At 63.8% G+C, this 22,129-nt stretch carries 25 protein-coding genes, 1 tRNA gene and 1 other RNA gene; 17 read left to right on the top strand and 10 right to left on the bottom strand.

Annotation, left to right across the window (positions count from 1 at the left end):
* Nucleotides 1-27 precede the first annotated feature (27 nt).
* Together NYQ83_RS17075 and NYQ83_RS17070 are read left to right on the top strand one after the other, a co-directional pair.
* A complete protein-coding gene (locus NYQ83_RS17075; RefSeq protein WP_261216060.1) occupies nucleotides 28-933 on the top strand; it encodes a LysR family transcriptional regulator in 906 nt (301 codons plus the stop codon).
* Nucleotides 934-955: 22 nt separating this feature from the next.
* Entirely contained in the window at nucleotides 956-1,093 is a 138-nt protein-coding gene (locus NYQ83_RS17070; RefSeq protein WP_205649881.1) for a hypothetical protein, read from the top strand.
* A 92-nt stretch (nucleotides 1,094-1,185) separates the two neighbouring features.
* On the opposite strand, the gene NYQ83_RS17065 is transcribed toward NYQ83_RS17070, so the two are convergent.
* Nucleotides 1,186-1,932 (bottom strand): SDR family oxidoreductase, encoded by a 747-nt coding sequence (locus NYQ83_RS17065; protein WP_261216059.1) that lies wholly within the window; start codon nucleotides 1,930-1,932, stop codon nucleotides 1,186-1,188.
* Between the two features lie 106 nt (nucleotides 1,933-2,038).
* A complete protein-coding gene (locus NYQ83_RS17060) occupies nucleotides 2,039-2,434 on the bottom strand; it encodes a cupin domain-containing protein (protein ID WP_261216058.1) in 396 nt (131 codons plus the stop codon).
* Between the two features lie 125 nt (nucleotides 2,435-2,559).
* On the opposite strand from NYQ83_RS17060, the gene NYQ83_RS17055 reads away from it, so the two are divergent.
* Nucleotides 2,560-3,456 (top strand): LysR family transcriptional regulator, encoded by an 897-nt coding sequence (locus NYQ83_RS17055; protein WP_261216056.1) that lies wholly within the window; start codon nucleotides 2,560-2,562, stop codon nucleotides 3,454-3,456.
* A gap of 178 nt (nucleotides 3,457-3,634) precedes the next feature.
* On the opposite strand, the gene NYQ83_RS17050 is transcribed toward NYQ83_RS17055, so the two are convergent.
* Together NYQ83_RS17050 and NYQ83_RS17045 are read right to left on the bottom strand one after the other, a co-directional pair.
* Entirely contained in the window at nucleotides 3,635-4,099 is a 465-nt protein-coding gene (locus tag NYQ83_RS17050) for an MBL fold metallo-hydrolase (RefSeq protein WP_261216054.1), read from the bottom strand.
* A gap of 68 nt (nucleotides 4,100-4,167) precedes the next feature.
* Nucleotides 4,168-4,638, bottom strand: coding sequence for an MBL fold metallo-hydrolase (locus NYQ83_RS17045; protein WP_261216052.1), 471 nt, complete (start codon nucleotides 4,636-4,638; stop codon nucleotides 4,168-4,170).
* 87 nt (nucleotides 4,639-4,725) lie between these two features.
* Between NYQ83_RS17045 and NYQ83_RS17040 the strand changes: the two genes are divergently transcribed.
* Nucleotides 4,726-5,070, top strand: coding sequence for a winged helix-turn-helix transcriptional regulator (locus NYQ83_RS17040; RefSeq protein ID WP_128292052.1), 345 nt, complete (start codon nucleotides 4,726-4,728; stop codon nucleotides 5,068-5,070).
* 158 nt (nucleotides 5,071-5,228) lie between these two features.
* Here NYQ83_RS17040 and NYQ83_RS17035 read toward each other — a convergent pair.
* The 4 genes from NYQ83_RS17035 to NYQ83_RS17020 form a co-directional block, all read right to left on the bottom strand.
* Nucleotides 5,229-5,305, bottom strand: a tRNA-Arg gene (locus tag NYQ83_RS17035).
* Nucleotides 5,306-5,407: 102 nt separating this feature from the next.
* Nucleotides 5,408-6,865, bottom strand: a complete 1,458-nt coding sequence (locus tag NYQ83_RS17030) for a sensor histidine kinase (RefSeq protein ID WP_261216050.1) — start codon at nucleotides 6,863-6,865, stop codon at nucleotides 5,408-5,410.
* 101 nt (nucleotides 6,866-6,966) lie between these two features.
* Nucleotides 6,967-8,391 (bottom strand): dihydrolipoyl dehydrogenase family protein, encoded by a 1,425-nt coding sequence (locus NYQ83_RS17025; RefSeq protein ID WP_261216049.1) that lies wholly within the window; start codon nucleotides 8,389-8,391, stop codon nucleotides 6,967-6,969.
* Between the two features lie 9 nt (nucleotides 8,392-8,400).
* Nucleotides 8,401-9,210 (bottom strand): TVP38/TMEM64 family protein, encoded by an 810-nt coding sequence (locus NYQ83_RS17020; RefSeq protein ID WP_261216048.1) that lies wholly within the window; start codon nucleotides 9,208-9,210, stop codon nucleotides 8,401-8,403.
* Nucleotides 9,211-9,559: 349 nt separating this feature from the next.
* On the opposite strand from NYQ83_RS17020, the gene rpmH reads away from it, so the two are divergent.
* The 11 genes from rpmH (at nucleotide 9,560) to NYQ83_RS16965 (ending at nucleotide 18,743) form a co-directional block, all read left to right on the top strand.
* Complete coding sequence (gene rpmH, locus NYQ83_RS17015; protein WP_092811498.1) at nucleotides 9,560-9,694, top strand: 50S ribosomal protein L34; 135 nt, start codon at nucleotides 9,560-9,562, stop codon at nucleotides 9,692-9,694.
* An 11-nt stretch (nucleotides 9,695-9,705) separates the two neighbouring features.
* Entirely contained in the window at nucleotides 9,706-10,134 is a 429-nt protein-coding gene (rnpA, locus tag NYQ83_RS17010; RefSeq protein WP_261216047.1) for a ribonuclease P protein component, read from the top strand.
* Nucleotides 10,118-11,953: a membrane protein insertase YidC gene (gene yidC, locus NYQ83_RS17005; protein ID WP_261216046.1), complete on the top strand. Its 1,836-nt coding sequence runs from the start codon at nucleotides 10,118-10,120 to the stop codon at nucleotides 11,951-11,953. Before rnpA ends, yidC begins: the two co-directional genes overlap by 17 nt.
* A gap of 53 nt (nucleotides 11,954-12,006) precedes the next feature.
* Nucleotides 12,007-12,717 carry a ribosome biogenesis GTP-binding protein YihA/YsxC gene (gene yihA, locus NYQ83_RS17000; protein WP_261216045.1) on the top strand — a complete coding sequence of 237 codons (711 nt, stop codon included), beginning with the start codon at nucleotides 12,007-12,009 and terminating at the stop codon, nucleotides 12,715-12,717.
* Nucleotides 12,718-12,802: 85 nt separating this feature from the next.
* On the top strand, nucleotides 12,803-13,723 hold the full coding sequence (gene argB, locus NYQ83_RS16995; RefSeq protein ID WP_128291983.1) for an acetylglutamate kinase: 921 nt from the start codon (nucleotides 12,803-12,805) through the stop codon (nucleotides 13,721-13,723).
* A 152-nt stretch (nucleotides 13,724-13,875) separates the two neighbouring features.
* The gene (locus NYQ83_RS16990; RefSeq protein WP_261216044.1) at nucleotides 13,876-14,619 is read left to right on the top strand and encodes a pyrimidine 5'-nucleotidase; all 744 of its coding nucleotides are present in this window, start codon (nucleotides 13,876-13,878) and stop codon (nucleotides 14,617-14,619) included.
* A gap of 99 nt (nucleotides 14,620-14,718) precedes the next feature.
* An RNA gene (gene ffs / locus NYQ83_RS16985) (signal recognition particle sRNA small type) lies at nucleotides 14,719-14,814 on the top strand.
* Between the two features lie 121 nt (nucleotides 14,815-14,935).
* Nucleotides 14,936-16,687: a DNA polymerase III subunit gamma/tau gene (locus NYQ83_RS16980; protein ID WP_261216042.1), complete on the top strand. Its 1,752-nt coding sequence runs from the start codon at nucleotides 14,936-14,938 to the stop codon at nucleotides 16,685-16,687.
* 4 nt (nucleotides 16,688-16,691) lie between these two features.
* Nucleotides 16,692-17,015, top strand: coding sequence for a YbaB/EbfC family nucleoid-associated protein (locus tag NYQ83_RS16975; RefSeq protein WP_128293219.1), 324 nt, complete (start codon nucleotides 16,692-16,694; stop codon nucleotides 17,013-17,015).
* A gap of 18 nt (nucleotides 17,016-17,033) precedes the next feature.
* On the top strand, nucleotides 17,034-17,639 hold the full coding sequence (gene recR / locus NYQ83_RS16970) for a recombination mediator RecR (RefSeq protein ID WP_261216041.1): 606 nt from the start codon (nucleotides 17,034-17,036) through the stop codon (nucleotides 17,637-17,639).
* A 33-nt stretch (nucleotides 17,640-17,672) separates the two neighbouring features.
* Nucleotides 17,673-18,743, top strand: coding sequence for a D-alanine--D-alanine ligase family protein (locus NYQ83_RS16965; protein ID WP_261216039.1), 1,071 nt, complete (start codon nucleotides 17,673-17,675; stop codon nucleotides 18,741-18,743).
* Between the two features lie 187 nt (nucleotides 18,744-18,930).
* On the opposite strand, the gene NYQ83_RS16960 is transcribed toward NYQ83_RS16965, so the two are convergent.
* Together NYQ83_RS16960 and NYQ83_RS16955 are read right to left on the bottom strand one after the other, a co-directional pair.
* Nucleotides 18,931-19,203 carry a PBECR2 nuclease fold domain-containing protein gene (locus NYQ83_RS16960; RefSeq protein WP_261216037.1) on the bottom strand — a complete coding sequence of 91 codons (273 nt, stop codon included), beginning with the start codon at nucleotides 19,201-19,203 and terminating at the stop codon, nucleotides 18,931-18,933.
* Between the two features lie 146 nt (nucleotides 19,204-19,349).
* Nucleotides 19,350-20,522 carry a DNA recombination protein RmuC gene (locus tag NYQ83_RS16955; RefSeq protein WP_261216035.1) on the bottom strand — a complete coding sequence of 391 codons (1,173 nt, stop codon included), beginning with the start codon at nucleotides 20,520-20,522 and terminating at the stop codon, nucleotides 19,350-19,352.
* Between the two features lie 86 nt (nucleotides 20,523-20,608).
* On the opposite strand from NYQ83_RS16955, the gene def reads away from it, so the two are divergent.
* The gene (gene def / locus NYQ83_RS16950; RefSeq protein ID WP_261216034.1) at nucleotides 20,609-21,142 is read left to right on the top strand and encodes a peptide deformylase; all 534 of its coding nucleotides are present in this window, start codon (nucleotides 20,609-20,611) and stop codon (nucleotides 21,140-21,142) included.
* Between the two features lie 30 nt (nucleotides 21,143-21,172).
* The gene (fmt, locus tag NYQ83_RS16945; RefSeq protein WP_261216032.1) at nucleotides 21,173-22,102 is read left to right on the top strand and encodes a methionyl-tRNA formyltransferase; all 930 of its coding nucleotides are present in this window, start codon (nucleotides 21,173-21,175) and stop codon (nucleotides 22,100-22,102) included.
* Nucleotides 22,103-22,129 lie beyond the last annotated feature (27 nt).

Genomic DNA, 22,129 nt, shown 5'->3' with positions numbered 1-22,129 from the left:
GAACATAACTTGTGAGATGATTTCATCATGGGACGGCTGGACGTCAATCGGTCCGGGGAGATGGAGGTGTTCGTCCGCGTGGTCGAGCAAGGCGGCTTCTCGCCCGCTGCGCGCGCCGCAAGGATGACCCCTTCGGCGGTGAGCAAGCTCATGAGCCGCCTGGAAACCCGGCTCGGCACGAGATTGCTCAACCGCTCGACGCGACAGCTCCAGCTCACGCCGGAAGGCTGTGCTTTCTACGAACGAGCGACGCGCATCCTCGCCGACCTGGAGGATGCCGAAAGGGTGGCCGGTCTCGGCGAGCAGGCGGTCGGCCGGGTGCGCGTCAATACCAGCGCCTCCTACGCCAGTCACATCCTCGCGCCGCTCCTGCCGGCGTTCCTTCACCACTATCCGGGGGTGACGCTCGACATCGTCCAGACCGATGCGGTCATCGATCTGCTGGCCGAGCGCACCGATGTCGCAATCCGGGCCGGACCGATGAAAAGCTCCAGCCTGGTCGCGCGCAAGCTCGGCGAGACGCCGCTCACCATCGTCGCCGCACCCTCCTATCTGGAACGCTGCGGAGAGCCGCATTCGATCGCCGATCTCGACGCGCACACTTGCATCGACTTCGGCTATGCGCGCGCCGTCGATGGATGGTCATTGCGGGAGAACGGCAAAACCGTCGTGGTGCCGGCGACGGGCCGCGTGCAGGCCAGCGACGGCGAGGGCCTGCGCCGGCTCGCGCTGGCGGGCGTCGGCCTCGCGCGCCTCGCCGCATTCACCGTGCGCGAAGATATAAGCGCCGGCCGCCTCGTGCCGGTCCTCACCCATCTCGATGCGGGCGAGAAGGAAGCCTTCCACGCAGTCTATCTCGGCCAGGGCGGCCCGCTGCCATCGCGCGTGCGGGGGCTGCTCGACTTCCTGGCGGAACACGGCAGGGTGACATGAGTGGCGGCGACAAAGTCGCGAGATGGCCGTCACACGCAATGTCTGCGCGTTGCGGCAGACGGGAGCAAGGCACGCCGTGGCGATTTATGCCGGCGTGCCGTGCGGGGTGGAATGCTTCCGCATCGCCCGCCGCGTTCTGGAAGAAGCCGGCGAACTCTGAGAAGTCGCGGCCCGATCCTCGCTTTGAAATGGGAGGATCGGGCGCGCTTGCGGGCCTTTGACGCGAGCGATCGGGCAAGGGCCATTTTTGTCTCAGACCGGCTGGCTCGTCGGCCGGAACAAAATCTCATTCACATCGACTTCGGCCGGCTGGCTGACCGCAAAGGCGACCATGCGGGCGAAAGACAGCGCCGGAACCGCAATTTCGGCCACGTGCTCACGGACACCCTTGGCGATGTCCTCTTCGCTGATATGGTCGAGAAGCTCGGTCGCGACCGCCCCCGGCGAGATCACCGTCGTGCGGATGTCATAGGGCTTCACCTCTTGCCGCAGCCCCTCCGAAATTGCGCGCACAGCGTATTTCGTGCCGCAATAGACGGCCGCGCCGGGCGCAACCTTGTGTCCATAGACAGATGACACGTTGATGATGTGCCCGCTCTTCTGCCGCTTCATGTGAGGGAGCGCGGCAGCAATCCCGTAGAGCACGCCTTTCACATTGACGTCGACCATACGGTCCCATTCGTCGATCTTCAGACGTTCAAGCGGTGCCAGCGGCATCAAACCGGCATTGTTCAACATGACGTCGATACGGCCGAACGTCTCGACAGCCTTGTCGACGAGCGCCGCCACCTGATCGCGGCGGGTGACATCCGTGGTCACGGCGAGAGCCTTGTGGCCTTGATCCGTCAGTTCCTTGGCAATTGCGTCGATGCGCTCCGCTCGGCGCGCGCCGAGAACCACCGTCGCACCCTGCTCGGCGAGATGCCGCGCCGTCGCTTCGCCGAGACCGCTGCTGGCGCCGGTGATGACGATGACCTTGCCCTTGATGTTGTCACTCATTGGAAAACTCCTTGTTTGTTGGATCCACAGCCGAGGCGCGGAACGCTCTGACCACCTTCCGAACGCCACAGCTTCGGCGATGGAGCAGCCGGCGGTTCTCGCCTGCTCATTTGCGGTATTCCTCGTCCGTTACATGCTCCAGCCAATCGACCGGAGAGCCATTCAGCTTCTCCTGGATGGCGATATGCGTCATGGCGGTCGTGGGCGTCGCGCCATGCCAATGCTTCTCGCCGGGCTCAAACCAGACGACATCGCCCGGTCGGATCTCCTCAATCGGCCCACCCTGGCGCTGAACCCATCCGCAGCCCGCGGTGACGATCAGCGTCTGGCCCAAAGGATGCGTGTGCCAGGCCGTTCGCGCCCCAGCCTCGAAGGTGACACTCGCTCCGGCGACCCGCGCCGGGTCGGGCGGGCTCATAAGAGGATCGATGCGAACCGCGCCGGTGAAATAGTCTTCCGGCCCAGGGGCAGAGGGCTGGGAGCCGCTGCGTTTGATATCCATTCTGGCCTCCTTCTCGTCTGAGAATGCGTGGGCGCCTCCATCGGCGCCTTGGCCCCAGATATAATCACTCCCATTTGTCCAATTAGGCCATATTATCTGAACACACTTATTAGCCGGCCTAATCTATGCCCTCCGAAAACCTCAACGATCTCGCTGCCTTTCTGGCCGTTGCCCGGGCACGCAGCTTCACCAAGGCGGCGGCGAATCTCGGCGTCTCGCAATCTGCTCTCAGTCAGACGATCCGCAATCTGGAAAGCCGGCTCGGGCTGCGCCTGCTCTCGCGCACCACGCGCAGCGTGCAGACGACGGAAGCCGGCGAGCGCCTGGAGCTCGTGCTCGGACCACGTCTCGACGAGATCGACGCGGAATTGGCGGCCTTGAGCGAATTGCGCGAGAAACCTGCCGGCACGATCCGCATCACCGCCGATGAACATGCCGCAACGATGGTGCTGTGGCCGGCGCTTGAACGCTTCCTGCCGGACTATCCCGACATCAAGGTGGAGATCGTCATCGATTTCGGCCTGACCGACATCGTCGCCGAGCGCTACGATGCCGGGGTGCGCAGCATCGAAATGGTGGCGAAGGACATGATCGCCGTTCCCATCGGTCCCGACATGCGGATGGCCGTTGTGGCAAGCCCCAGCTATTTCGAGGCGAGGCCCCACCCGCAAACGCCACAGGATCTCACCGCGCACAATTGCATCAATCTGCGGCTGCCGACCCATGGCGGGCTTTACGCCTGGGAGTTTGAAAAGAACGGGCGGGAGCTGCGTGTGCGCGTCGACGGACAGCTTGTCTTCAACAGCGTCGCAATGCTCCTGAAGGCCGCGCTCGCAGGGCTCGGACTGGCCTATGTGCCCGAGGCGGAGGCCCGGCCGCATCTCGACGCCGGGCGCCTCGTCCGCGTGCTTACGGATTGGTGCGAGCCGTTCTCGGGATACCATCTCTACTACCCGAGCCGGCGCCAGCAATCTCCCGCCTTCGCCCTTCTCGTCGACGCGCTGCGCTACAAAAAGAGGTGAACGCCGCTGGCACAACAAAAAGCCTGCACGAGGCTCCACGTGCGCAGTCGCGCCTGGGGGGGACGAAATACGCGCACCGGGCGAAAGCAGAGCTATGTCTGCGCCATAGGCCTACTTCATGCCGAAGCCGATGACCCGGCGACGTGGATCCCGCTGAGGTGGATCACGGGGAAGCGGATCACTCGGCCGCCTTGGTGACCGCCCCCTGGTAAGGCTGCGCCGTCCATTGATAGCCGCTGCCGTTCTGCGTCAGATGGCCAAGGCCCGGAAAGCTGACATGCTCGGCGGCGATCAGTTCGTGCGTCTCAGCCAGCTCGGCAAGCGTGCGTTGGCGCGTCGCGCGAGCCTGCGCCGGATCGGCGTCGAAATCCGCCGTGACGTCGGGGTGTGAAAACTGCACTTCGGCGGCGTGGATGATGTCTCCCACCACCAGAACATGCTGCCCCTGGCTGGCGATCCGGTAAAAGCTGTGTCCCGGTGTGTGGCCCGGCGCAGGAATGGCGGTGATTTCGGGAAACAGCGCCGTCTCGCCGGTGAAGAAATGCAGCCTGCCGGCTGCCTCGTAAGGCGCCAAAGCCGCGCGCCCCTCGGCGAACATCTTCTTGTGGCTTTCGCCCGCCCGCGCGCGCTCGTCATCGCTCATCCAATAGTCATATTCGGCTTGCGAAAGGTAGATATCGGCATTGGGGAAGACGCGCTCGCCCGCGACCGTCAGGCCCCCGAATGATCGCCATGAACATGGGTGAGCAGAACGGCGTCGATCGTTTCGGCGGGATAGCCGGCCTGTTGGAGAACCGTGGGCAGGCGTCCGCAGCACGCACCGAACAATGCGCCGGCGCCCGCATCGATCAATATCCGCCTCGAGCCCGTATCGATCAGAAACGCGTTGATCGACGTGTCGCGTCGCGTCGTCTCGCCCACCTTCTCGAAGGTCGCCTGGATTTCCTCCGGCGACATCCCCTTCAGGATTTCATCCCAAGGTATTGCCGCGGTGCCATCGGACAGGACGGTGATGGTCAGCTCGCCCAGTTTGAACCTGTAATAGCCCGGCGCCTGCTGCTGTGCCGGGGACGTGACGGCAATCTCCACGTCGGATCCGGCGCTTTGCGGCGCGGCCACGGCCGAAGACAGAGAGCCAGCGGCCGCAAGAGCGAGGCCGGTGACGATCGATAGAAAGCGCATCGAAATTGCTCCAAGAGTGGATTGAAGCACGGCATCTAAGAAGGTACACCTGAATCTGGAAGTACCTACCTATTGGTAAGTGTTAAAATGTCTGATTTTCGAAATCTCGAATGCGACGTCATGAACCCGGATTGTCCGGCACGTGCAGTGCTTTCCCTGCTTGCAGAGAAATGGTCGCTGTTGACGTTGCATGCGCTGAGCGAAGGGACGATGCGAACGAGCGCCTTACGGCGCAGGATCGGCGGCATCTCCGAAAAGATGCTGATCCAGACCCTCAAACGGCTCGAAGGTGCGGGTCTGGTGACCCGATTCGCCTACCCTGAGGTGCCTCCGCGCGTCGAATACTCGCTGACCGAACGGGGAAGATCACTCAGCCCTCTTATCATCGCTTTCGACGAATGGATCGAAGACCATTCCTTGGAAATGGTCTGACAGGGGACATGGCCCGACAGCCTCGCGCGCCCGCCGACATGCGCTCGTTTTCGGAAAGCCTGCATCGCCTGCCTGGCGCAAACGAAGAAAACCCAGCAAGCGGGCTCAAGAGCCACTCGACAGAACGCGAGAGCGAAAATTCTGATTTTGAGGGGAAATGGCGCACCGGAGAGGATTCGAACCCCTGACCCCCAGATTCGTAGTCTGGTGCTCTATCCAGCTGAGCTACCGGTGCTTGCCGCTATCGTCGCAGGCCCATCGGCTGCGGCGCGGAGCGACACACCTAATCGCTCAGAAGACGGATTGCAAGCACCTCTCGCCGCCTCTTTCACGGCTTTTATGCTTTGCGGCGATCGCGCATATCAGCCAGCCGCGCCGGACGGTCGGGGATCTCGATCTGGAAGATGGTTCCGGCCCCAGCCCGCTCCAAAAGCTCTATTTCTCCGCCATGGGCAGCTACGATCTCCTGCGCTATCGCAAGACCAAGTCCGACACCGCCCGGCCGCGTGGAGCCCTGGAAGGGTTTGAAAAGCGCCTCGCGCGCCCGCTTCGGAAGACCCGGCCCCGTGTCACAAACACGCAGGTGCGCAACCGCGCCCGTGCGTTCCCCTTCGACCCAAAGGCGGCGGATGACGGATGCGTTTTCATCCGAGACGAGCGCCTCCTGCGCATTGCGGCAGAGGTTGAGCATAACGCGGAAGAACTGGTCAGGATCGGCGTCGATCTCCAGGTCGCCCGGGACTCTGTTTTCGAAAACGACGGTACCGTCCGGCGTCAGGCTCAGGATTTCCGCCACCTCCTCCACCAGCCTCCGGGCGGAGACGAGCCGGCGCACGGGCTCCGCCTCTTCGGCGCGGCCATAGGCGAGAACCGAGCGGGTGTAGCCGATCGCCCGATCGATCGTGCCCACAAGCTTCGGCGCGATGCGGCGCACGAGCGGGTCCTGCGCCTCGCCGAGATGGTCTGAGAAGAGCTGGGCGGAGGCCAGGATGTTTCTCAGGTCGTGATTGATCTTGGAGACCGCGAGACCGAGATTGGCGAGATGCCGGCGCTGATGCAACATGTCGCGCAAGGCCGCCTGCATTTCGGCGAAACGCTCCTCCGCCCGGCCGATCTCGTCATGGCGGCCGGTCGGCGTGACCTCGCAGCGCACATCCTCCGGATCGGCGGAAAAGTCCTGCATGCTGGCGGCGAGTTTCTGGATGGGCCGAACGATCATCCGCCTCAACGCCAGATAGACGAAGGAGGCGGTGATGACGGAAATCGCCATGGAGAGAAGCAGGATATTGCGTGAGTACCGCAGCATGGCCTGGCGCAGACCATCCTCGCGCAACACGATCTCGAACATCGCCATGCCGGCCGGAGGTTCGCCCGAAACGCGGATGAGCCGGTCCCCGCCCCCCGAAAAGAGCGTGCCGAAGGCCGCCGCGATCGCCTCGGCAGGACCCAGTTCGCGCAGATCCTGATGGACTGCCACTTCTTCCGGCATGTTGCCGGCCGCGATCAGGATATGCTGGCCGTTCTCCATCATCGCGATCGCTTCCATGCCGATCGCCTGCAAGAGACGCTTCTGCAGATCTTCCGGGAAAGGAGTGGCACCGGGGCTTGAGGCCGCAAGGGCCGCGATCGACGCCGCCTCGAGCTTCTCGTCGAGCCACATATTGCGGAAATTGGCGATGGAAGGCACGTAGATCAGCACTTCCGCGACCATGACGAAGGTGATCGTCAGCACGAGAAGCTTGCCCGACAGCCCTCGAACCGGCCACAGCTCGGCAAGCCGCGACTTTCTCGTCATGTTCTCCGGGGGCTTTTCCTCAAGCGCCACCAAGCACTCCTCAGACGTCTCGCGATCCTCGCGCGCGCCACATCACAAAAGGCCGCATTCACGCCTGCCTTTCAGCCGAAGCGGCGCAGAAAACGTGCGAGCGCCTTCGCCTTATTCGGGACCGGGAGATAGAAGCTCGTCGCCGCGCGCTTTCCCACCTCCGAAACAGTCGGATAAGGCAGGAGCATGCCCATCATATCGCGCACATTGAGACGTTTCGAGAGCGCCAGCGCATAGGGGGCAATCATCTCGCCCGCATTGCGGGCCACAATGTCGACCCCGAGAAGGCGACCCTGCCGCGTCGTGACGAGGCGGATCAGCCCCTCCGTTTGCCGTTCCGCCCGGGCGCGATCGTTCTCAGCGACGGGCCAGCGCAAAACCCGCACATGGCCATGGCGCCGCTCCGCCTCCTCAAGCGTCAAGCCGGCATGAGCGAGTTCCGGATCGGTGTAGGTGACCCAAGGCAGAAGGTCGCGCTGCGGCCGCGCGCCGATCCGAAACAGCAGCGGACGCAGCAAGAGCCCTGCCTCATAGCCGGCCCAATGGGTGAAATTCGGTCCGCCCGTCACGTCGCCGACGGCATAGACGCGACGGTTGCGGGTGCGCAGGTTCGCGCCCACCTTGATGCCGGGGTCGTCGAAATCGATCCCTGCCTTGTCGAGATCGAGCCTGCCGACATTCGGCCGCCGACCCGTTGCGACCAGGATCTGCGTCCCATCGACGGCTTCTTCGGCGCCGTCCGGCTTTTTTACATGAACGCGCACGCCGTATCGTCCGCGCCGGGCCACGCGCGAAATCTCCGTCTCTTCATGGATGGTGACGCCTTCGGCGACGAGACGGCGGCGAACGTGATCGGAAAGTTCCGGATCATCGTGAGAAAGGAGGCGGCCCCTCTCCAGGAGGCTGACCTCCGAGCCGAGGCGGCGAAACGCCTGCGCCATCTCCATACCCACCGGTCCGCCACCGATGACGATGAGATGGGTCGGCAGCTTCGTCAGATCGAAGAGGGTTTCGTTGGTGAGATAATCGAGACCGTCGAGCCCTTCGATGTCGGGCACCTGCGGCGACGAGCCTGTGGCGATGACGAAGCGACGTGCGCTGATGCGTGTCTCGCCGGCAATAATTGTGCGCCGATCCAGGAAAGACGCCCTTTCGCGAATGACGCGCACGCCGAGACCGGTGAAACGCTCCTGCGAATCGTTGGGGGCGATCGCCGCGATGACAGAGCGAATATGAGCGTGAACGGCCGCGAAATCGACGTCGGGGGCCCCAGCATTGACGCCGAAAGCCGGCGCCTCGCGCAGATGTGCCACGTGCCGCGCCGCCGCAATCAGGGCCTTCGAAGGAACGCAGCCATAGTTCAGGCAATCGCCGCCCATCCTGCCGTTCTCGACCAGAACTGTCGGAACGTCGAAAGCCGATGCGGCCGCCGCGAGCGTCAGGCCGGCGGAGCCCGCGCCGATCACGCAAATGTCGGTCTTGATCTCTTCTGTCACGTCAAACGGTCACGTCTTTTTGCCGACATTTCGGGCCCTCCAGCGCTTCAACATGATGGGAAGAAGAGCGGCAAGGGCAAGGACGACAAGCCCGAGAAGAAGCTGCGTCGAAACGACCGGCCCTTCTTCGTCGAGAGCCGTGCCCACACCCTCGCCGAAATAGGAATACGCGAAGGTGCCCGGAAGAATGCCGAGGAAGGTCGCAAGCGCATAGGCGCCGAGGCGCATGTCGAAAAGCGCCGGGGCGAGATTGATCACCCAGAACGGAAAGATCGGCGCGAGGCGCAAAAACAGAAGATAATGAAAGGCGTCTTCCTGGAAGCCTGCCCGCAGGCGTTTCAGGCGCGGGCCGGCACGGCGGGCGAGGACCGTGCCGAAGGAGGTGCGGGCAATGAGAAAGATGATGCAAGCGCCGATCGTGGCGCCCACGGCCGACAGGGCGCCACCCAGCGCCCAACCAAAGAGCAATCCCCCCGAGATCGTGACGATGCTCGCCCCCGGAAAGGAGACGGCGACGAGGGTGATATAGACAATGACATAGAGAAGCCCGGCAAGCGCGAGCCGATCGTCAACGAAGCCTTTGAGGGCTTCGCTCTCTTCTTGAAGAGCATTGAGAGAGAGAAACTCCTGAAAGCCCCCCGCATAGAGCAGGAGGAGAAGGAGCACGACAATCCCGACCGGAAGGAAACGCAGCCATAGCGCCCGCGGCGCTTCGCTGGAGGGATGCTCTTCTATGCCGTCCCCCATCGGGCCTTCGGTTTCGCCCCGCCCATCCGCTCTTCGTTCCCTGACTTTTGTCCCGACATTATTCTCGGCCATTCGCCTGCGATCCTTCGGCGCTGCCTCGCCACATGTTCCTCAGCCGCTCGATGCGATATTTGATGTCGCGCGCGAGAATGCCCTCTCAGCCCCAGGTAAGGCGTTCATGCCGGGAGACGGTGAGCTTCACTCGGAATTGAACATCACGCGATCATTCTCTTATGCGCACATGACCTTTGGAACGCGCGTTGACTTCGGCCAGGCATTGCCACTATATCGCGCACGCGAAAAGCACCGTGCCGCAATGGCGCACGGTCCGAATTCCGAACATCGAAGCAGCATTTCGGTCATAGGTGCCGGCTGACTTCCGTTCACCAGCTTGAGGGCTGCCGCAGGCGGCAGAACGATTATGAAACGGACTTTTCAACCGAGCCGCCTCGTGCGCAAGCGTCGCCATGGCTTCCGTGCTCGCATGGCCACCAAGAACGGCCGCAAGGTTCTCGCCCGCAGACGTGCGAAGGGACGCAAGCGCCTGTCTGCGTAAGCTTCGGCGCCATGCAGCGCCTCAAAAAACGAAGGGACTTCCTGGCAGCTCGCAAGGGCTTTCGCCGGGCGGGTCCCTATTTCGTTCTGGAAAGCCGTGATCGCGGCGATTCAGATGAGGGGCGCATCGGCTTTACGGTTTCCAAACGCGTGGCCCGCCAGGCGGTGGTGCGCAACCGTATCCGCAGGCGCCTGAAAGAGGCGGTAAGGGAGGCTGTCAGCGAACGACAGCAGACCGGGCGCGACCTCGTCGTCATCGCACGCTTGCCGGCACTTCGAGCCGATTTCGCCGATTTGGTCGGCGCACTCTCCACGGCGCTCACCGCTTCGAGCGAGACGGCTCACAACGATCATTCGAGCCGTTCGCGCAGAAAGCGCCGCGGCCCCCATAAAATTCCGCCCGAGCGCGGAGGACGGGACGCTGATGGACAACAACCGTAACGTCATTATCGCCATCGCCCTGTCGCTGGCGATCCTGCTCGGCTGGCAGTATTTCGTCGCCGGACCGCGCATCGAAGCGCAGCGCCAGCAACAGCAGGAAGAGGTGCAGAAGGCGACGGACCAGGAAACGTCTGTTGCCGGCACACCAGGCGCGACCGCGCCCGCAGGTGCCCCCGCGGGTGCCGATGCCCCGGCTGGCGCGGCGCCGCAAATTCCGCCTTCCGCGAGCGAGACGGCGCCTGCAACGGGCGGCACGGCCGAGCCCGCCGCCGATACGCCCCGGCTTGCCGTCGATACACCGGCACTTCAAGGCTCCATCAGCCTCGTCGGCGGACGCATCGACGAACTCGATCTGAAGCGCTACCACGCGACGCCCGATCCGAAGAGCCCGATGATCGAGCTTTTCTCGCCGATCGGCAGTGCCGACCCCTATTATGCCGATTTCGGCTGGGTGGCCTCTGCGGGCGGGCCGGCGGTTCCGGACGCCAATACGGTCTGGGAGGCCGACGCGGATACGCTGACACCGGAAAAGCCCGTCACCCTTACCTGGGACAACGGCCAGGGTCTCGTCTTCAAGCGCCAGATCGCCGTCGACGACAATTACATGTTCACGGTGTCGCAAAGCGTGGAGAATTCCTCCGGCGCGCCCGTAACGCTTTATCCTTATGGCCTGATCAGCCGGCACGGTACGCCGGGCGGTCGCAGCTTCTACATCCTGCATGAAGGCCCGATCGGCGTCTTCGGCGACGAAGGCCTCAAGGAAGTCAAATACAAGGATCTCGAGGACGAGTCCGTCACGCCCGCAAAGACGAATGACGGCTGGCTCGGCATCACCGACAAATACTGGGCGTCCGCCCTCATTCCGCGCGGCAAATCACCGTTCCAGGGCCGCTTCCTGCGGACCGAAGACGGAGCTGTGCCGACCTATCAGGCGGATTTTCTGGGCGATGCCGTCACCGTCGAGCCCGGCGCATCGGCCAATCACGAGACGCTGCTTTTCGCCGGCGCCAAGGTCGTCACGCTCCTGAAGCAGTACGAGCAGAGCTTCGACATCGACCGGCTCGACCTCCTGATCGACTGGGGCTGGTTCTATTTCCTGACGAAGCCGATGTTCTTCGTCATCGACTTCCTGTTCCGCTTCCTCGGCAATTTCGGCCTGGCGATCCTCGCCGTCACGGTCATCGTCAAAGCCATCTTCTTCCCGCTGGCGAACAAGTCGTACGCCTCGATGTCGAAGATGAAGAAGATGCAGCCGCAGATCAAAAAGCTGCAAGAGCGCTACAAAGACGACAAGCCGGCGATGCAGAAGGAGATGATGGAGCTCTACAGGCGGGAGAAGATCAATCCGCTTGCCGGCTGCTGGCCGGTGCTCATTCAGATCCCGGTGTTCTTCTCGCTCTACAAGGTGCTCTTCGTCACCATCGAAATGCGGCATGCGCCGTTCTTCGGCTGGATCAAAGACCTTTCGGCGCCCGATCCGACGAACATCTTCAACCTGTTCGGGCTGCTGCCGTTCGAGGCGAGCTTCCTGCATCTCGGCGTGTGGCCGCTCATCATGGGTCTCACGATGTTCGTGCAGATGCGCATGAACCCGCAGCCGCCCGACAAGACACAGGCGATGATCTTCAACTGGATGCCCTTGATCTTCATGTTCATGCTGGCGTCGTTCCCGGCCGGCCTCGTCATCTACTGGGCCTGGAACAACTTCCTGTCGGTGCTGCAGCAGGGCATCATCATGCGGCGCAACGGCGTGAAAATCGAGCTGTGGGACAATATGAAGGGCCTCTTCGGCCGCAAGTCCGACACGCCCGCCGAATAGGCGAAAGCGGCCGGCAAGGTGCCGGCCGCTCCCCGAACAGGTGAGATCAAGCCATGCCGCATGAGCCGCCTGAGGGCCAAAGTGACAGCGAGCGGAGCAGCCGGCAGGCCAATCCCTGGGGTTCTCCCTGGCGTTATGTCGCCTCCGCGCCCAACCTCGCGGCGCTTCCTCCAGAAGGCCCCGTCGAGATCGCCTTCGCCGGCCGCTCGAATGTCGGCAAGTCGAGCCTGATCAATGCGCTGACGCGCCAGAAGGACCTCGCCCGCACCTCCAAGACGCCGGGGCGCACGCAGGCGCTCAATTTCTTCGTCCCGGACCGTCCCGGCGACAGCGGCGAGGAGCCTCTCATCGCCCTCGTCGACATGCCCGGCTACGGCTTTGCCAAGGCGCCGAAGGACAAGGTCGAAGACTGGACGAAGCTCATCCACGACTACCTGAAGGGCCGGGCGACGCTCCGGCGCGTCTTTCTTCTCGTCGACGCTCGCCACGGGCTCAAAGCGGCCGACCTCACCGTGATGAAGGAACTCGATACGGCGGCCGTCACCTACCAGATCGTTCTGACGAAGGCCGACAAGCCGAAACCCGGCGAGCTCAAGCGCCTGATCGAGGCGACCGCCGAAGCGATCCGCAAGCGCCCCGCCGCTTTTCCGGAGATTCTGGCCACGTCGAGCTTCAAGGATAGCGGCCTTGAATCCGTCCGCACGGCCGCCGCCGCGCTCATTGATTGGCAAGGCGAGCGAGACTTGCTAGACACCGCGCCCTGAAGCGCCGGTTGCCGACGCCCTCCAGATCCTCTTCCTCGGCCACGCGTTATAGACGCCTTCCGGCCCTTGATCTTCGGAGCCATCGATGAGCGAAGCCACCAAGAGCGAAGCATACGATCAGGCGAGACTTCTTTCCGAGGCCCTGCCCTATATGCAGCGCTACGAGGGGCGGACGGTGGTCGTCAAATATGGCGGCCATGCCATGGGCGATCAGCATCTCGCCACGGCCTTCGCCCGCGATATCGCTCTCTTGAAGCAATCCGGGGTCAACCCGATCGTCGTCCATGGCGGCGGACCGCAAATCGGCGGCATGCTGGAAAAGATGGGCATCGTCTCGGAATTCAAAGGCGGCCTGCGGGTGACCGACCGCAAAACCGTCGAAGTGGTCGAGATGGTGCTGGCCGGGTCGATCAACAAAGAGATCGTCGCGCTCATCAACGCGCAGGGCGAATGGGCGATCGGGCTTTGCGGCAAGGACGGCAATATGGTCTTTGCCGAAAAGCTGAAGCGCACGGTCGTCGACCCCGATTCCAATATCGAGAAGGTGGTCGATCTCGGCTTCGTCGGTGAGCCGGTGGAGGTCGACCGGACACTGCTCGACCTTCTTGCGCGTTCTGAGATGATCCCGGTCATCGCGCCGGTGGCGCCCGGCCGCGACGGCGAGACCTACAACATCAACGCCGACACCTTTGCCGGCGCCATCGCCGGCGCGCTCGAGGCCAAGCGCCTCCTCTTCCTCACCGACGTCTCCGGCGTGCTCGACAAATCGGGAAAGCTGATCGACGAGCTCACCGTCGCCGAAGCGCGTGCCCTCATCGCCGACGGCACCATCAGCGGCGGCATGATCCCGAAGGTGGAAACCTGCATCGAGGCGGTGGAAAGGGGCGTCGAAAGCGTCGTGATCGTCGACGGCAAGGCGCCGCATTCGGTGCTCCTGGAGCTCTTCACAGTGCACGGCGCCGGAACGCGCATCCGCCCCGACGGAGCCCCGGAACGCACCGCCTGAGAGCGCGGAGGGCGGGCGCAGGGGACAAATAGAGCGACGGGAGAGACTGCCGCCCCGCGCCTGCGGCCGCATGCGATCACGCATATCGCAGACATCTCAGCCTCACCAAAGCAAGTCGTGCACATGTTTACGAAATCGCGTAAGCAGACCACATGAACGCACTTGCAGCAGAAGACATCGCACCCCACGCCCGTGAAGATCTCAGCGTCTTTGCGGAGGTGGAGGCATGGATATTCGACCTCGACAACACCCTCTATCCGCGTGATTCGAACCTGTTCGCACAGATCGACGAGCGCATCCGCAGCTATGTCGGCAATCTCTTGAATGTCGACGAGGCCGAAGCCCACCGCATTCAGAAAGAATTTTACGAGCGGCATGGCACATCGCTGCGCGGGCTGATGCTGGAGCACGACGTCGACGTCGACAGCTTTCTGGAATTCGTGCACGACATCGACCGCTCGGCGCTCGCCCCGGCCCCGGAACTCGCCGCCGCGATCGCCCGCCTGCCCGGCCGCAAATTCATCTTCACCAACGGCTCACGCGCGCATGCGGAGCAGACGGCGAGGCAACTCGGCCTCTCCGATCATTTCGAAGACATCTTCGACATCGTCGCCGCCGACCTCCTGCCGAAACCGCGCGAAGAGACCTATCGGCGCTTCATCGAGCGTTTCGATATCACCCCCGCCAGGGCGGCCATGTTCGAAGACCTGTCGCGCAACCTCGTCGTGCCGAAAGACTTCGGCATGCGCACCGTCCTCGTCGTGCCGTCTGGCACGCGCGAAGTCTTCCACGCCGAATGGGAGATGGAGGGTCATGACGGGGCGGAGCATGTCGATTTCGTCACCGACAACCTCGCGGCCTTCGTCTCGGAGATCGTCACGGCGCGCGGCGTTTAGCGGCCGCGCCTCCTGTCTTCCGCCTCGGACAAAGCGCCCCATCGCGCAAGTCGTGCGCTCCCCTTGCAGGCGCGGCGCAAAATCGTCATATAGGCGCCGGGAGGCTGGCGACGGGCGCGTCCTTCGCCAATCGGGTCAGGTCCGGAAGGAAGCAGCCCCAACGAATTCGACGCGGGTCGTCGTCCAGTCTCCTTCTTCCAATCAGGCCGCCACGCAAGGCGGCCTTTTCGTTGGCGCGGCATCAAAGGGAACATCGTTTGGAGCGCTTATTGCGTTCGGCATTCAACCCAAGCCGATCATGCTCTAAAAGAAGCCGATGAGCGCTGCGCCCGGCTACCAGGTTCTCGCCCGCAAATACCGCCCCTCCGGCTTCGATGATCTGATCGGCCAGGAGGCGATGGTGCGTACCCTGAAAAACGCTTTCAGGGCCGGGCGCATCCCGCATGCCTGGATGCTGACGGGTGTCAGAGGCATCGGCAAAACCACGACGGCGCGGATTCTCGCCCGCGGGCTCAACTACCAGCCCAAAGAGGGCGACGGCGCCCCGACGGTGGAGTTTTCCGAAGAGGGCGTGCATTGCCGCGCCATCATGGAAGGGCGCCATCCGGACGTCATGGAGATGGATGCGGCCTCCCATACCGGCATCGACGACATCCGCGACATCATCGATTCGGCACGCTACGCACCCACCTCGGCGCGTTACAAAGTCTACATCATCGACGAGGTCCACATGCTGTCGAAGGCGGCCTTCAACGGCCTCCTGAAGACGCTCGAAGAGCCGCCGCCGCATGTGAAGTTCATCTTTGCAACGACCGAAATTCGCAAAGTGCCGGTGACGGTGCTGTCACGCTGCCAGCGTTTCGACCTGAAGCGCGTCGATGCCGCGGAACTCATCACGCATCTCAATTCCATCGCCGGCAAGGAAGGCTTCGAGGTCGAGGCCGAGGCGCTCCGGATGGTGGCACGCGCAGCCGAAGGTTCTGTGCGCGATGCGCTTTCCATCCTCGACCAGGCGGTCGCCCATGGCGCCGGCCGGGTCGGCGCCGAGACGGTGCACGACATGCTGGGGCTGGCGGATCGTGCCCGCATTGTCGACCTTTTCGAAGAGGTGATGAAAGGCGACACTGCCTCGGCGCTCGCCGAATTGCGACTGCAGCACGAGCGCGGCGCCGACCCCGTCACCGTCCTCACCGATCTTGCGGAATTCTGCCATTACGTGACCGTCTCCAAGCTCGCGCCGGGGACGGCGCCTTCGAGCGCCATTTCCGAGACGGAGCGGGTGCGCGGGGAAGCGCTCGCGGGAACACTCTCGGTCTCGATCCTCTCGCGCGCCTGGCAAATCCTCCTGAAAGGCATCCAGGAAGCACAGCTTGCGGCCCATCCCGAACAGGCCGCCGACATGGTGATCGTGCGCCTCTGCCATGCCGCCAATCTGCCGACCCCGGAAGAGGCGCTCAAAGCGCTCGCCGACGAGCAGGACAGATCCGGCAGTGGCGCGGGGCGCCCCGATGGCGGCGGCGCCGCACCACCTCCCCCGCCGCAGGCGCGGCTCGTGCAGTCGGGCAATGGCGGGACGCGAACCCACCCGGAGCCACGTCACCAGCCGGCCGCGGCACCCCGTGCGGCGCAAAGCCAGGCCGGGCCGCGGCTGCAGAGTTTCGCTGACATCGTTGCCGAAGGCCGCGCCCGGCGCGATATCCGCCTCGTCAACGCGCTCGAACGCTTCGTGCGGCCGGTCAAGGTCGAAGACGGGCGGGTGGAGATCGCGCTCGACGAGGGCGCCCTTGCGGATCTGCCGCAACGGCTTTCGGCTGCCCTTTCAGAATGGACCAGCCAGCGCTGGGTCGTCATCGTCAGCCAGACAAGCGGCGCGCAAACTCTGCGCGAGGTGAAGCAGGCTGAAGATGCACGGCTGATGGCAGAGGCGGAAGCCGATCCGATCGTGCAGAAGGTTCTGGAACGCTTTCCGGGTGCAGAGATCGTCGCCGTACGCTCGCGCCCCGAAGACGACGACACTGATGACGACGAGGCGGGTGAGACGCCCGACCCATCAAGAGAGGATGACTGACACCATGCGCGATCTCATGGGCATGATGAAGCAAGCCAAAGAGCTTCAGGGAAAGATGCAGGAGCTGCAGGAGGAGGTGGCCGCGATGGAGGTCGCCGGCTCTTCCGGCGGCGGGCTCGTCTCCGTCGTGGTCGACGGCAAGGGCACGCTCAAATCCATCAAGATCGACCCCTCGCTCATGAAAGAGGAGGAGACGGAGATCCTGGAAGACCTCGTCGTCGCTGCCGTGGCCGACGCCCGCGGCAAGGCCGACCAGGCGACGCAGGAGAAAATGTCGGAGCTCACCTCCGGTCTGCCTCTGCCCCCGGGCATGAAGCTGCCGTTCTAGGATTCCGCGCGAGACATCATGGCCGCTTCCACTGTCGGGCCCGAGATCGAGAAACTGATCCAGGCCCTCTCGCGCCTGCCGGGGCTCGGGCCGCGTTCGGCCCGGCGCGCCGCGCTTGCGCTCATCAAAAAGAAAGAGACGCTGCTCGTGCCGCTCGCCAATGCGGCACGCGAGGCGGCGGAGGCCGCCAAGGTCTGCTCCGTTTGCGGCAATATCGACAGCCGTGACCCCTGTTCGGTCTGTTCCGATCCCTCGCGCGATCCTTCCACCATCGTGGTGGTGGAAGACGTCGGCGACCTTTGGGCGCTGGAACGCGCCGCCGCCACCAAGGCGCGCTACCATGTGCTCGGTGGCGTGCTCGCCCCGCTCGACGGGATCGGCCCGGACGATCTTGCCATCGACAGCCTTCTCGGCCGTGCGGCAGCGCCGGAAGTCACGGAGATCATCCTCGCCGTCAACGCCACGGTCGAGGGCCAGACGACGGCGCATTACCTCACCGACGGGCTCGCCTCCTGTCACGTCAAGGTGACGCGGCTCGCCCATGGCGTGCCGGTCGGCGGCGAGCTCGATTATCTCGACGACGGCACGCTCGCAGCCGCCATGCGGGCAAGGACGGCGTTTTAACCCCCTTTCCGGAAACCTCCTGCAGGAGCCACCATGACGCCTCCGTCCTCACGCACGCGTATCGCCGTCCTTTTCGGCGGCCGGTCGGCGGAACACGATGTTTCGATCATGTCGGCGACCAACGTCATGCGGGCACTCGCCCCCGAGACTTACGATCTCGTACCGATCTTCATTACGCGTGACGGACGCTGGCTTGAAAGCCGTTTCGAAGACGGCTGCCCGACGACACCCGAGACGGGGACAGAACTCGCCCTTCTTTCTGGCGGCAAAGGCCGCATGCTTGCGCTTTCGCCCGAAGGACAGGCGCGGGAGATCGCTCCGATCGATATCCTCTTTCCGGTCCTCCACGGCCTCTTCGGCGAAGACGGTTCCGTCCAGGGTCTCGCCGAGACAGCGGGCGTCGCCTTCGTCGGCTGTGGCATCCTGGGCTCAGCGACCGCCATCGACAAAGACATCGCCAAGCGTCTCCTCACGCAGGCCGAGCTGCCCGTCGCGCGTGCGGTCACGATCGCATTGGGTGAGGCGCCCTCCTTCGCCGAGATCGAAGGCGCGCTCGGCCTTCCTCTCTTCCTCAAGCCGGCGCGGCAGGGCTCGTCGGTCGGGGTGAGCAAAGTGACGAGCGAAGCAGGCTTTGCCGCGGCACTTGCGGAAGGCTTTCGCCACGACACGAGGCTTCTCGCCGAGGAATTCATCGCCGGCCGCGAGATCGAATGCGCCGTCCTTGAAGACCCGAAAGGCGCGCTTTTCGTCTCGCGTCCGGGCGAGATCGTGCCCGCGGAACGCCACGGCTTCTACAGCTATGACGCCAAATATATCGACGAGACCGGTGCGGCGTTGAAGGTCCCAGCGGATTTGCCGCCGCATCTCGAAGCCGAAATCCGCACCCTTGCCCAACAGGCGTTCCGGGCGCTCGGCTGCGACGGCATGGCCCGGGTCGACTTCTTCGTGACCGCGGAGGGTCGCATTCTCGTCAACGAGCTCAATACCATCCCGGGCTTCACAGATATCAGCATGTATTCCAAGGCAATGGCGGCAAGCGGCGTCGGCTACGCTGCGGTCATCGACCGGCTTGTGGAACACGGCCTCGCACGGGCCGCAGGCTGAAGAGCAGGGCGAGATTGAACCAGCCGATTCTATTGCTTATTAGCTCTGCTTGCGTTCAGAGGTGAGAACGGCCTTCTCACGCACCTGAAGTGCCTATGGCGCATCAGGTCAGTAGCCCGAAAGAGCGAAGAGATCCGGAATTTGGCGTCCGGCGATCGCAAACACGAGCCCCGCTTCGGCGGGGCTTTTATTTTGTGCGCGTGACAAAGCCTTTCCGCAGCCGGCGGTCGAGCTTGTTTCGGTCGATCGGATAAAAGGAACGGACGAGATAGCGGCCTCTTGCGTCCCGCTGCAGCCTGATCGCGATCAGCACGATCAGGTTGTTGTCTTCGACCTCGCCGATCAATTCGAAACCACTTTCGCGGTGATGTGGCGACTGTCCGATATAGTCGGGGCTTCGCACAATTTCGGAGAGAAATGGCAGACAGGCGGGGAAGGTTTCGATGCCGACGGAACGCATGCTGCTGTGCCGGAATGCTCAAATAGACGGGGCCGGACGGCAACACCAGGTTCGCCCTGCTGAGGGCACCAAGAGGCAGCCTCCCGAGAGTGAGGGGACGGAAACGTGGCTCATTGTCCGTTCGCTTTGCCGACAACCGCTCTGCCCTACCCCTCGCCGCCGGCCGCGACCTTTTCCTCCTCCGCTTCCTCGCCGAAGCCCAAGCCCTCGATCCGGGCACCGCGCTTTTGCAGTTTGTCGTTCGAAATCAGGATCTGTTCGATGTCGCGGCTCGTCTGGCCGAAATGCGTGGCGAGTTTCCTGACACGCTCGTCGAGGCGTCCGAGATCCTCCATCAAGGACATCACCTCTTCCTGGATGACATGCGCCTGCTCGCGCAGCCGCGCATCGCGCAGGACGGCCTGCATCACCTGGATCGACAGCATCAGAAGCGATGGCGAGACGATGACGACGCGCGCCCGGTAGGCGCGCTGCACGACCTCTTCGAAGCGTTCATGGATCTCAGCGAAGACCGTCTCGGAGGGCACGAACATGAAGGCCGTGTCCTGCGTCTCGCCGGGAGTGAGATACCGCTCCTGAATGTCGCGGATATGCTTCAGGAGATCCGTGCGGAACTGCGCCTGGGCCGCCTTCTTCGTCTCCGCCGTCTCCGCATCCTTGAGGGCATTGTAGCCTTCAAGCGGGAACTTGGCGTCGACGACGAGCGGCGGCACGCCGTTCGGCATGAAGACGAGGCAATCCGGCCGCGCGCCGGATTTCAGCGTCGCCTGGAACTGGTAGGCGCCCTTCGGCAGGCCGTCGGCGACGATCGCTTCCATGCGCGCCTGACCGAAGGCGCCGCGCGTCTGCTTGTTGCCGAGGATGTTCGACAGGGTCGTCACCTGACCGGCAAGCTCGGTGATATTCCTCTGCGCCCGGTCGAGCACGGCAAGCCGCTCATGCAGCTGGCGCAGATTTTCGCCGGTGTTCTGCGCAGCCTCGCCGACGGAGCGGTTGAGACGGTGGCCGATCCCATCGAGACGTTCCGAGAGATGCCGGTTGAGCTCCGACTGGCGGCTGCCGAAAATCTCCGCCATGGACTGCATGCGTCCCGACATTTCCGCCTGGGTCTTCAGGAGCGCCGAGAGCTCGCCGCGCATCTCCGCCGCCTGCGCGCTCGCCTCGGCAGCCAGACGACGGTTCTTCGCGCCGGCCCGCAGAGCGAGGATGAGCACGACGAGAAGCACGAGCCCACCGAAGCCGGCCGCCGACAGCACAAGCGGATCGGCGTCGGAAAGTCGGCCAAGCGCATCGGCAAAGACGGGCGACCATGAGTCCATTTCATGAACATAGCTGATTCGCCGCGTACACTCGGCCGTCACGCAACATTGACCGCAGGCCCCGGAAACCCTAAGTCGCGAGGGCCATGGCCAAACTCGACATCGTCACACTTCCCGATCCCGTCCTGCGCAAGCTCAGCGACCCCGTCGAGGGTATGAGCGAGCCGATCCAGAAGCTTCTCGACGACATGCTGGAGACGATGTACGAGGCGCCCGGCATCGGCCTTGCCGCCATCCAGGTCGGCGTGCCGAAGCGGATCATCACCATCGATGTCAGCCGCGAAGAGGACAAGCGCGAGCCTCTGTTTCTCGTCAATCCGCAGATCGTGTGGCGCTCCGACGATCCGAACGTGCACGAGGAAGGCTGTCTGTCGATCCCGGAGTATTTCGCCGATGTGGAACGCCCCGCCCGGGTGAAGGTGACGTATCGCGACTATGAGGGCAAGGAACAGGAGCTCGAAGCCGACGGTCTTCTCGCCACCTGCATCCAGCATGAGGTCGACCATCTGAACGGCGTCCTCTTTATCGATTATCTCTCGAAGCTGAAGCGCGACATGGTCATCCGCCGTTTCACCAAGGCGGCGCGCGAGAAAGAGCGCAGCGCCAGTTCGGCCATGTAGCCGTCCCCGGAAGGGGCAAAGGGACAGGCGATGACACTCAAAGTGATCTTCATGGGCACGCCGGATTTCGCCGTGCCGACCTTCCTCGAACTCGTCGGCCAGGGCCACGAGATCGCAGCCGTCTACACGCAACCGCCGCGCCCGGCCGGCCGCGGGATGGCGGAGCGAAAAAGCCCGGTGCATCTTCATGCCGAGCGCTTCGGCATTCCGGTGCGCACGCCGAAGAGCCTCAAGAACGAAGAGGCGCAGGCGGAATTTGCGGCACTTCAGGCCGACGTCGCCGTCGTCGTCGCCTATGGGCTCATTCTGCCGAAGCCGATCCTGGACGCACCGAGTGAAGGCTGTCTCAATCTCCACGGCTCGCTCCTGCCGCGCTGGCGCGGGGCGGCCCCGATCCAGCGCGCCGTCATGGCGGGCGATCCCGAAACTGGCGTCATGGTCATGCGCATGGACGAAGGTCTCGATACCGGCCCGGTCTGCCTTGCCGAAAAGACGCCGATCGGTCCCGACGAGACGACCGGGCAGCTGCACGACCGGCTCGCGCGTCTTGGCGCCGATTTGATGGTGCGGGCACTCGGCGCGTTGGAACGGGGGGCGCTGACGGCCACCCCTCAGGCCGAAGACGGCGTCACCTACGCCTCCAAGATCGACAAGAGTGAAGCGAAGATCGACTGGTCGCAGCCCGCCGGTGAGGTGCACAACCTCATCCGCGGCCTCTCGCCCTTCCCCGGCGCCTGGTTTGAGATCGACGCGGGCGGCAAGCGCGAACGCGTGAAAGTGCTGCGCTCGGAAAAAACCGAAGGCTCGGGCCAACCGGGTGAGCTTCTCGACAGAATGACGATCGCCTGCGGCGAAGGGGCCATCCGTCTCGTCGAGGTGCAGCGTGCTGGCAAGCAGGCGATGGAGGCCGAGGCGGCACTGCGTGGCCTGCCGGCCGATTTCCGCATCCTCGTCGCGTGAGACAGCACGCCCTGGCGCCCTTCGGCA

This window comes from Afifella sp. JA880 (genome assembly GCF_025379905.1).
Taxonomy (GTDB): domain Bacteria; phylum Pseudomonadota; class Alphaproteobacteria; order Rhizobiales; family Afifellaceae; genus Afifella; species Afifella aestuarii.
The sequence above is the reverse complement of the archived record's forward strand: the minus strand, read 5'-3'. Positions and strand labels throughout refer to the sequence as shown.

What these genes read in the sequence shown, in the direction of transcription:
- NYQ83_RS17075 (WP_261216060.1), top strand. Translation starts at nt 28, where the DNA reads ATGGGACGGCTGGACGTCAATCGGTCCGGGGAGATGGAGGTGTTCGTC.
- NYQ83_RS17070 (WP_205649881.1), top strand. Translation starts at nt 956, where the DNA reads ATGGCCGTCACACGCAATGTCTGCGCGTTGCGGCAGACGGGAGCAAGG.
- NYQ83_RS17065 (WP_261216059.1), bottom strand. Translation starts at nt 1,932, where the DNA reads ATGAGTGACAACATCAAGGGCAAGGTCATCGTCATCACCGGCGCCAGC.
- NYQ83_RS17060 (WP_261216058.1), bottom strand. Translation starts at nt 2,434, where the DNA reads ATGGATATCAAACGCAGCGGCTCCCAGCCCTCTGCCCCTGGGCCGGAA.
- NYQ83_RS17055 (WP_261216056.1), top strand. Translation starts at nt 2,560, where the DNA reads ATGCCCTCCGAAAACCTCAACGATCTCGCTGCCTTTCTGGCCGTTGCC.
- NYQ83_RS17050 (WP_261216054.1), bottom strand. Translation starts at nt 4,099, where the DNA reads ATGAGCGATGACGAGCGCGCGCGGGCGGGCGAAAGCCACAAGAAGATG.
- NYQ83_RS17045 (WP_261216052.1), bottom strand. Translation starts at nt 4,638, where the DNA reads ATGCGCTTTCTATCGATCGTCACCGGCCTCGCTCTTGCGGCCGCTGGC.
- NYQ83_RS17040 (WP_128292052.1), top strand. Translation starts at nt 4,726, where the DNA reads ATGTCTGATTTTCGAAATCTCGAATGCGACGTCATGAACCCGGATTGT.
- NYQ83_RS17030 (WP_261216050.1), bottom strand. Translation starts at nt 6,865, where the DNA reads ATGACGAGAAAGTCGCGGCTTGCCGAGCTGTGGCCGGTTCGAGGGCTG.
- NYQ83_RS17020 (WP_261216048.1), bottom strand. Translation starts at nt 9,210, where the DNA reads ATGGCCGAGAATAATGTCGGGACAAAAGTCAGGGAACGAAGAGCGGAT.
- rpmH (WP_092811498.1), top strand. Translation starts at nt 9,560, where the DNA reads ATGAAACGGACTTTTCAACCGAGCCGCCTCGTGCGCAAGCGTCGCCAT.
- rnpA (WP_261216047.1), top strand. Translation starts at nt 9,706, where the DNA reads ATGCAGCGCCTCAAAAAACGAAGGGACTTCCTGGCAGCTCGCAAGGGC.
- yidC (WP_261216046.1), top strand. Translation starts at nt 10,118, where the DNA reads ATGGACAACAACCGTAACGTCATTATCGCCATCGCCCTGTCGCTGGCG.
- yihA (WP_261216045.1), top strand. Translation starts at nt 12,007, where the DNA reads ATGCCGCATGAGCCGCCTGAGGGCCAAAGTGACAGCGAGCGGAGCAGC.
- argB (WP_128291983.1), top strand. Translation starts at nt 12,803, where the DNA reads ATGAGCGAAGCCACCAAGAGCGAAGCATACGATCAGGCGAGACTTCTT.
- NYQ83_RS16990 (WP_261216044.1), top strand. Translation starts at nt 13,876, where the DNA reads ATGAACGCACTTGCAGCAGAAGACATCGCACCCCACGCCCGTGAAGAT.
- NYQ83_RS16980 (WP_261216042.1), top strand. Translation starts at nt 14,936, where the DNA reads ATGAGCGCTGCGCCCGGCTACCAGGTTCTCGCCCGCAAATACCGCCCC.
- NYQ83_RS16975 (WP_128293219.1), top strand. Translation starts at nt 16,692, where the DNA reads ATGCGCGATCTCATGGGCATGATGAAGCAAGCCAAAGAGCTTCAGGGA.
- recR (WP_261216041.1), top strand. Translation starts at nt 17,034, where the DNA reads ATGGCCGCTTCCACTGTCGGGCCCGAGATCGAGAAACTGATCCAGGCC.
- NYQ83_RS16965 (WP_261216039.1), top strand. Translation starts at nt 17,673, where the DNA reads ATGACGCCTCCGTCCTCACGCACGCGTATCGCCGTCCTTTTCGGCGGC.
- NYQ83_RS16960 (WP_261216037.1), bottom strand. Translation starts at nt 19,203, where the DNA reads ATGCGTTCCGTCGGCATCGAAACCTTCCCCGCCTGTCTGCCATTTCTC.
- NYQ83_RS16955 (WP_261216035.1), bottom strand. Translation starts at nt 20,522, where the DNA reads ATGGACTCATGGTCGCCCGTCTTTGCCGATGCGCTTGGCCGACTTTCC.
- def (WP_261216034.1), top strand. Translation starts at nt 20,609, where the DNA reads ATGGCCAAACTCGACATCGTCACACTTCCCGATCCCGTCCTGCGCAAG.
- fmt (WP_261216032.1), top strand. Translation starts at nt 21,173, where the DNA reads ATGACACTCAAAGTGATCTTCATGGGCACGCCGGATTTCGCCGTGCCG.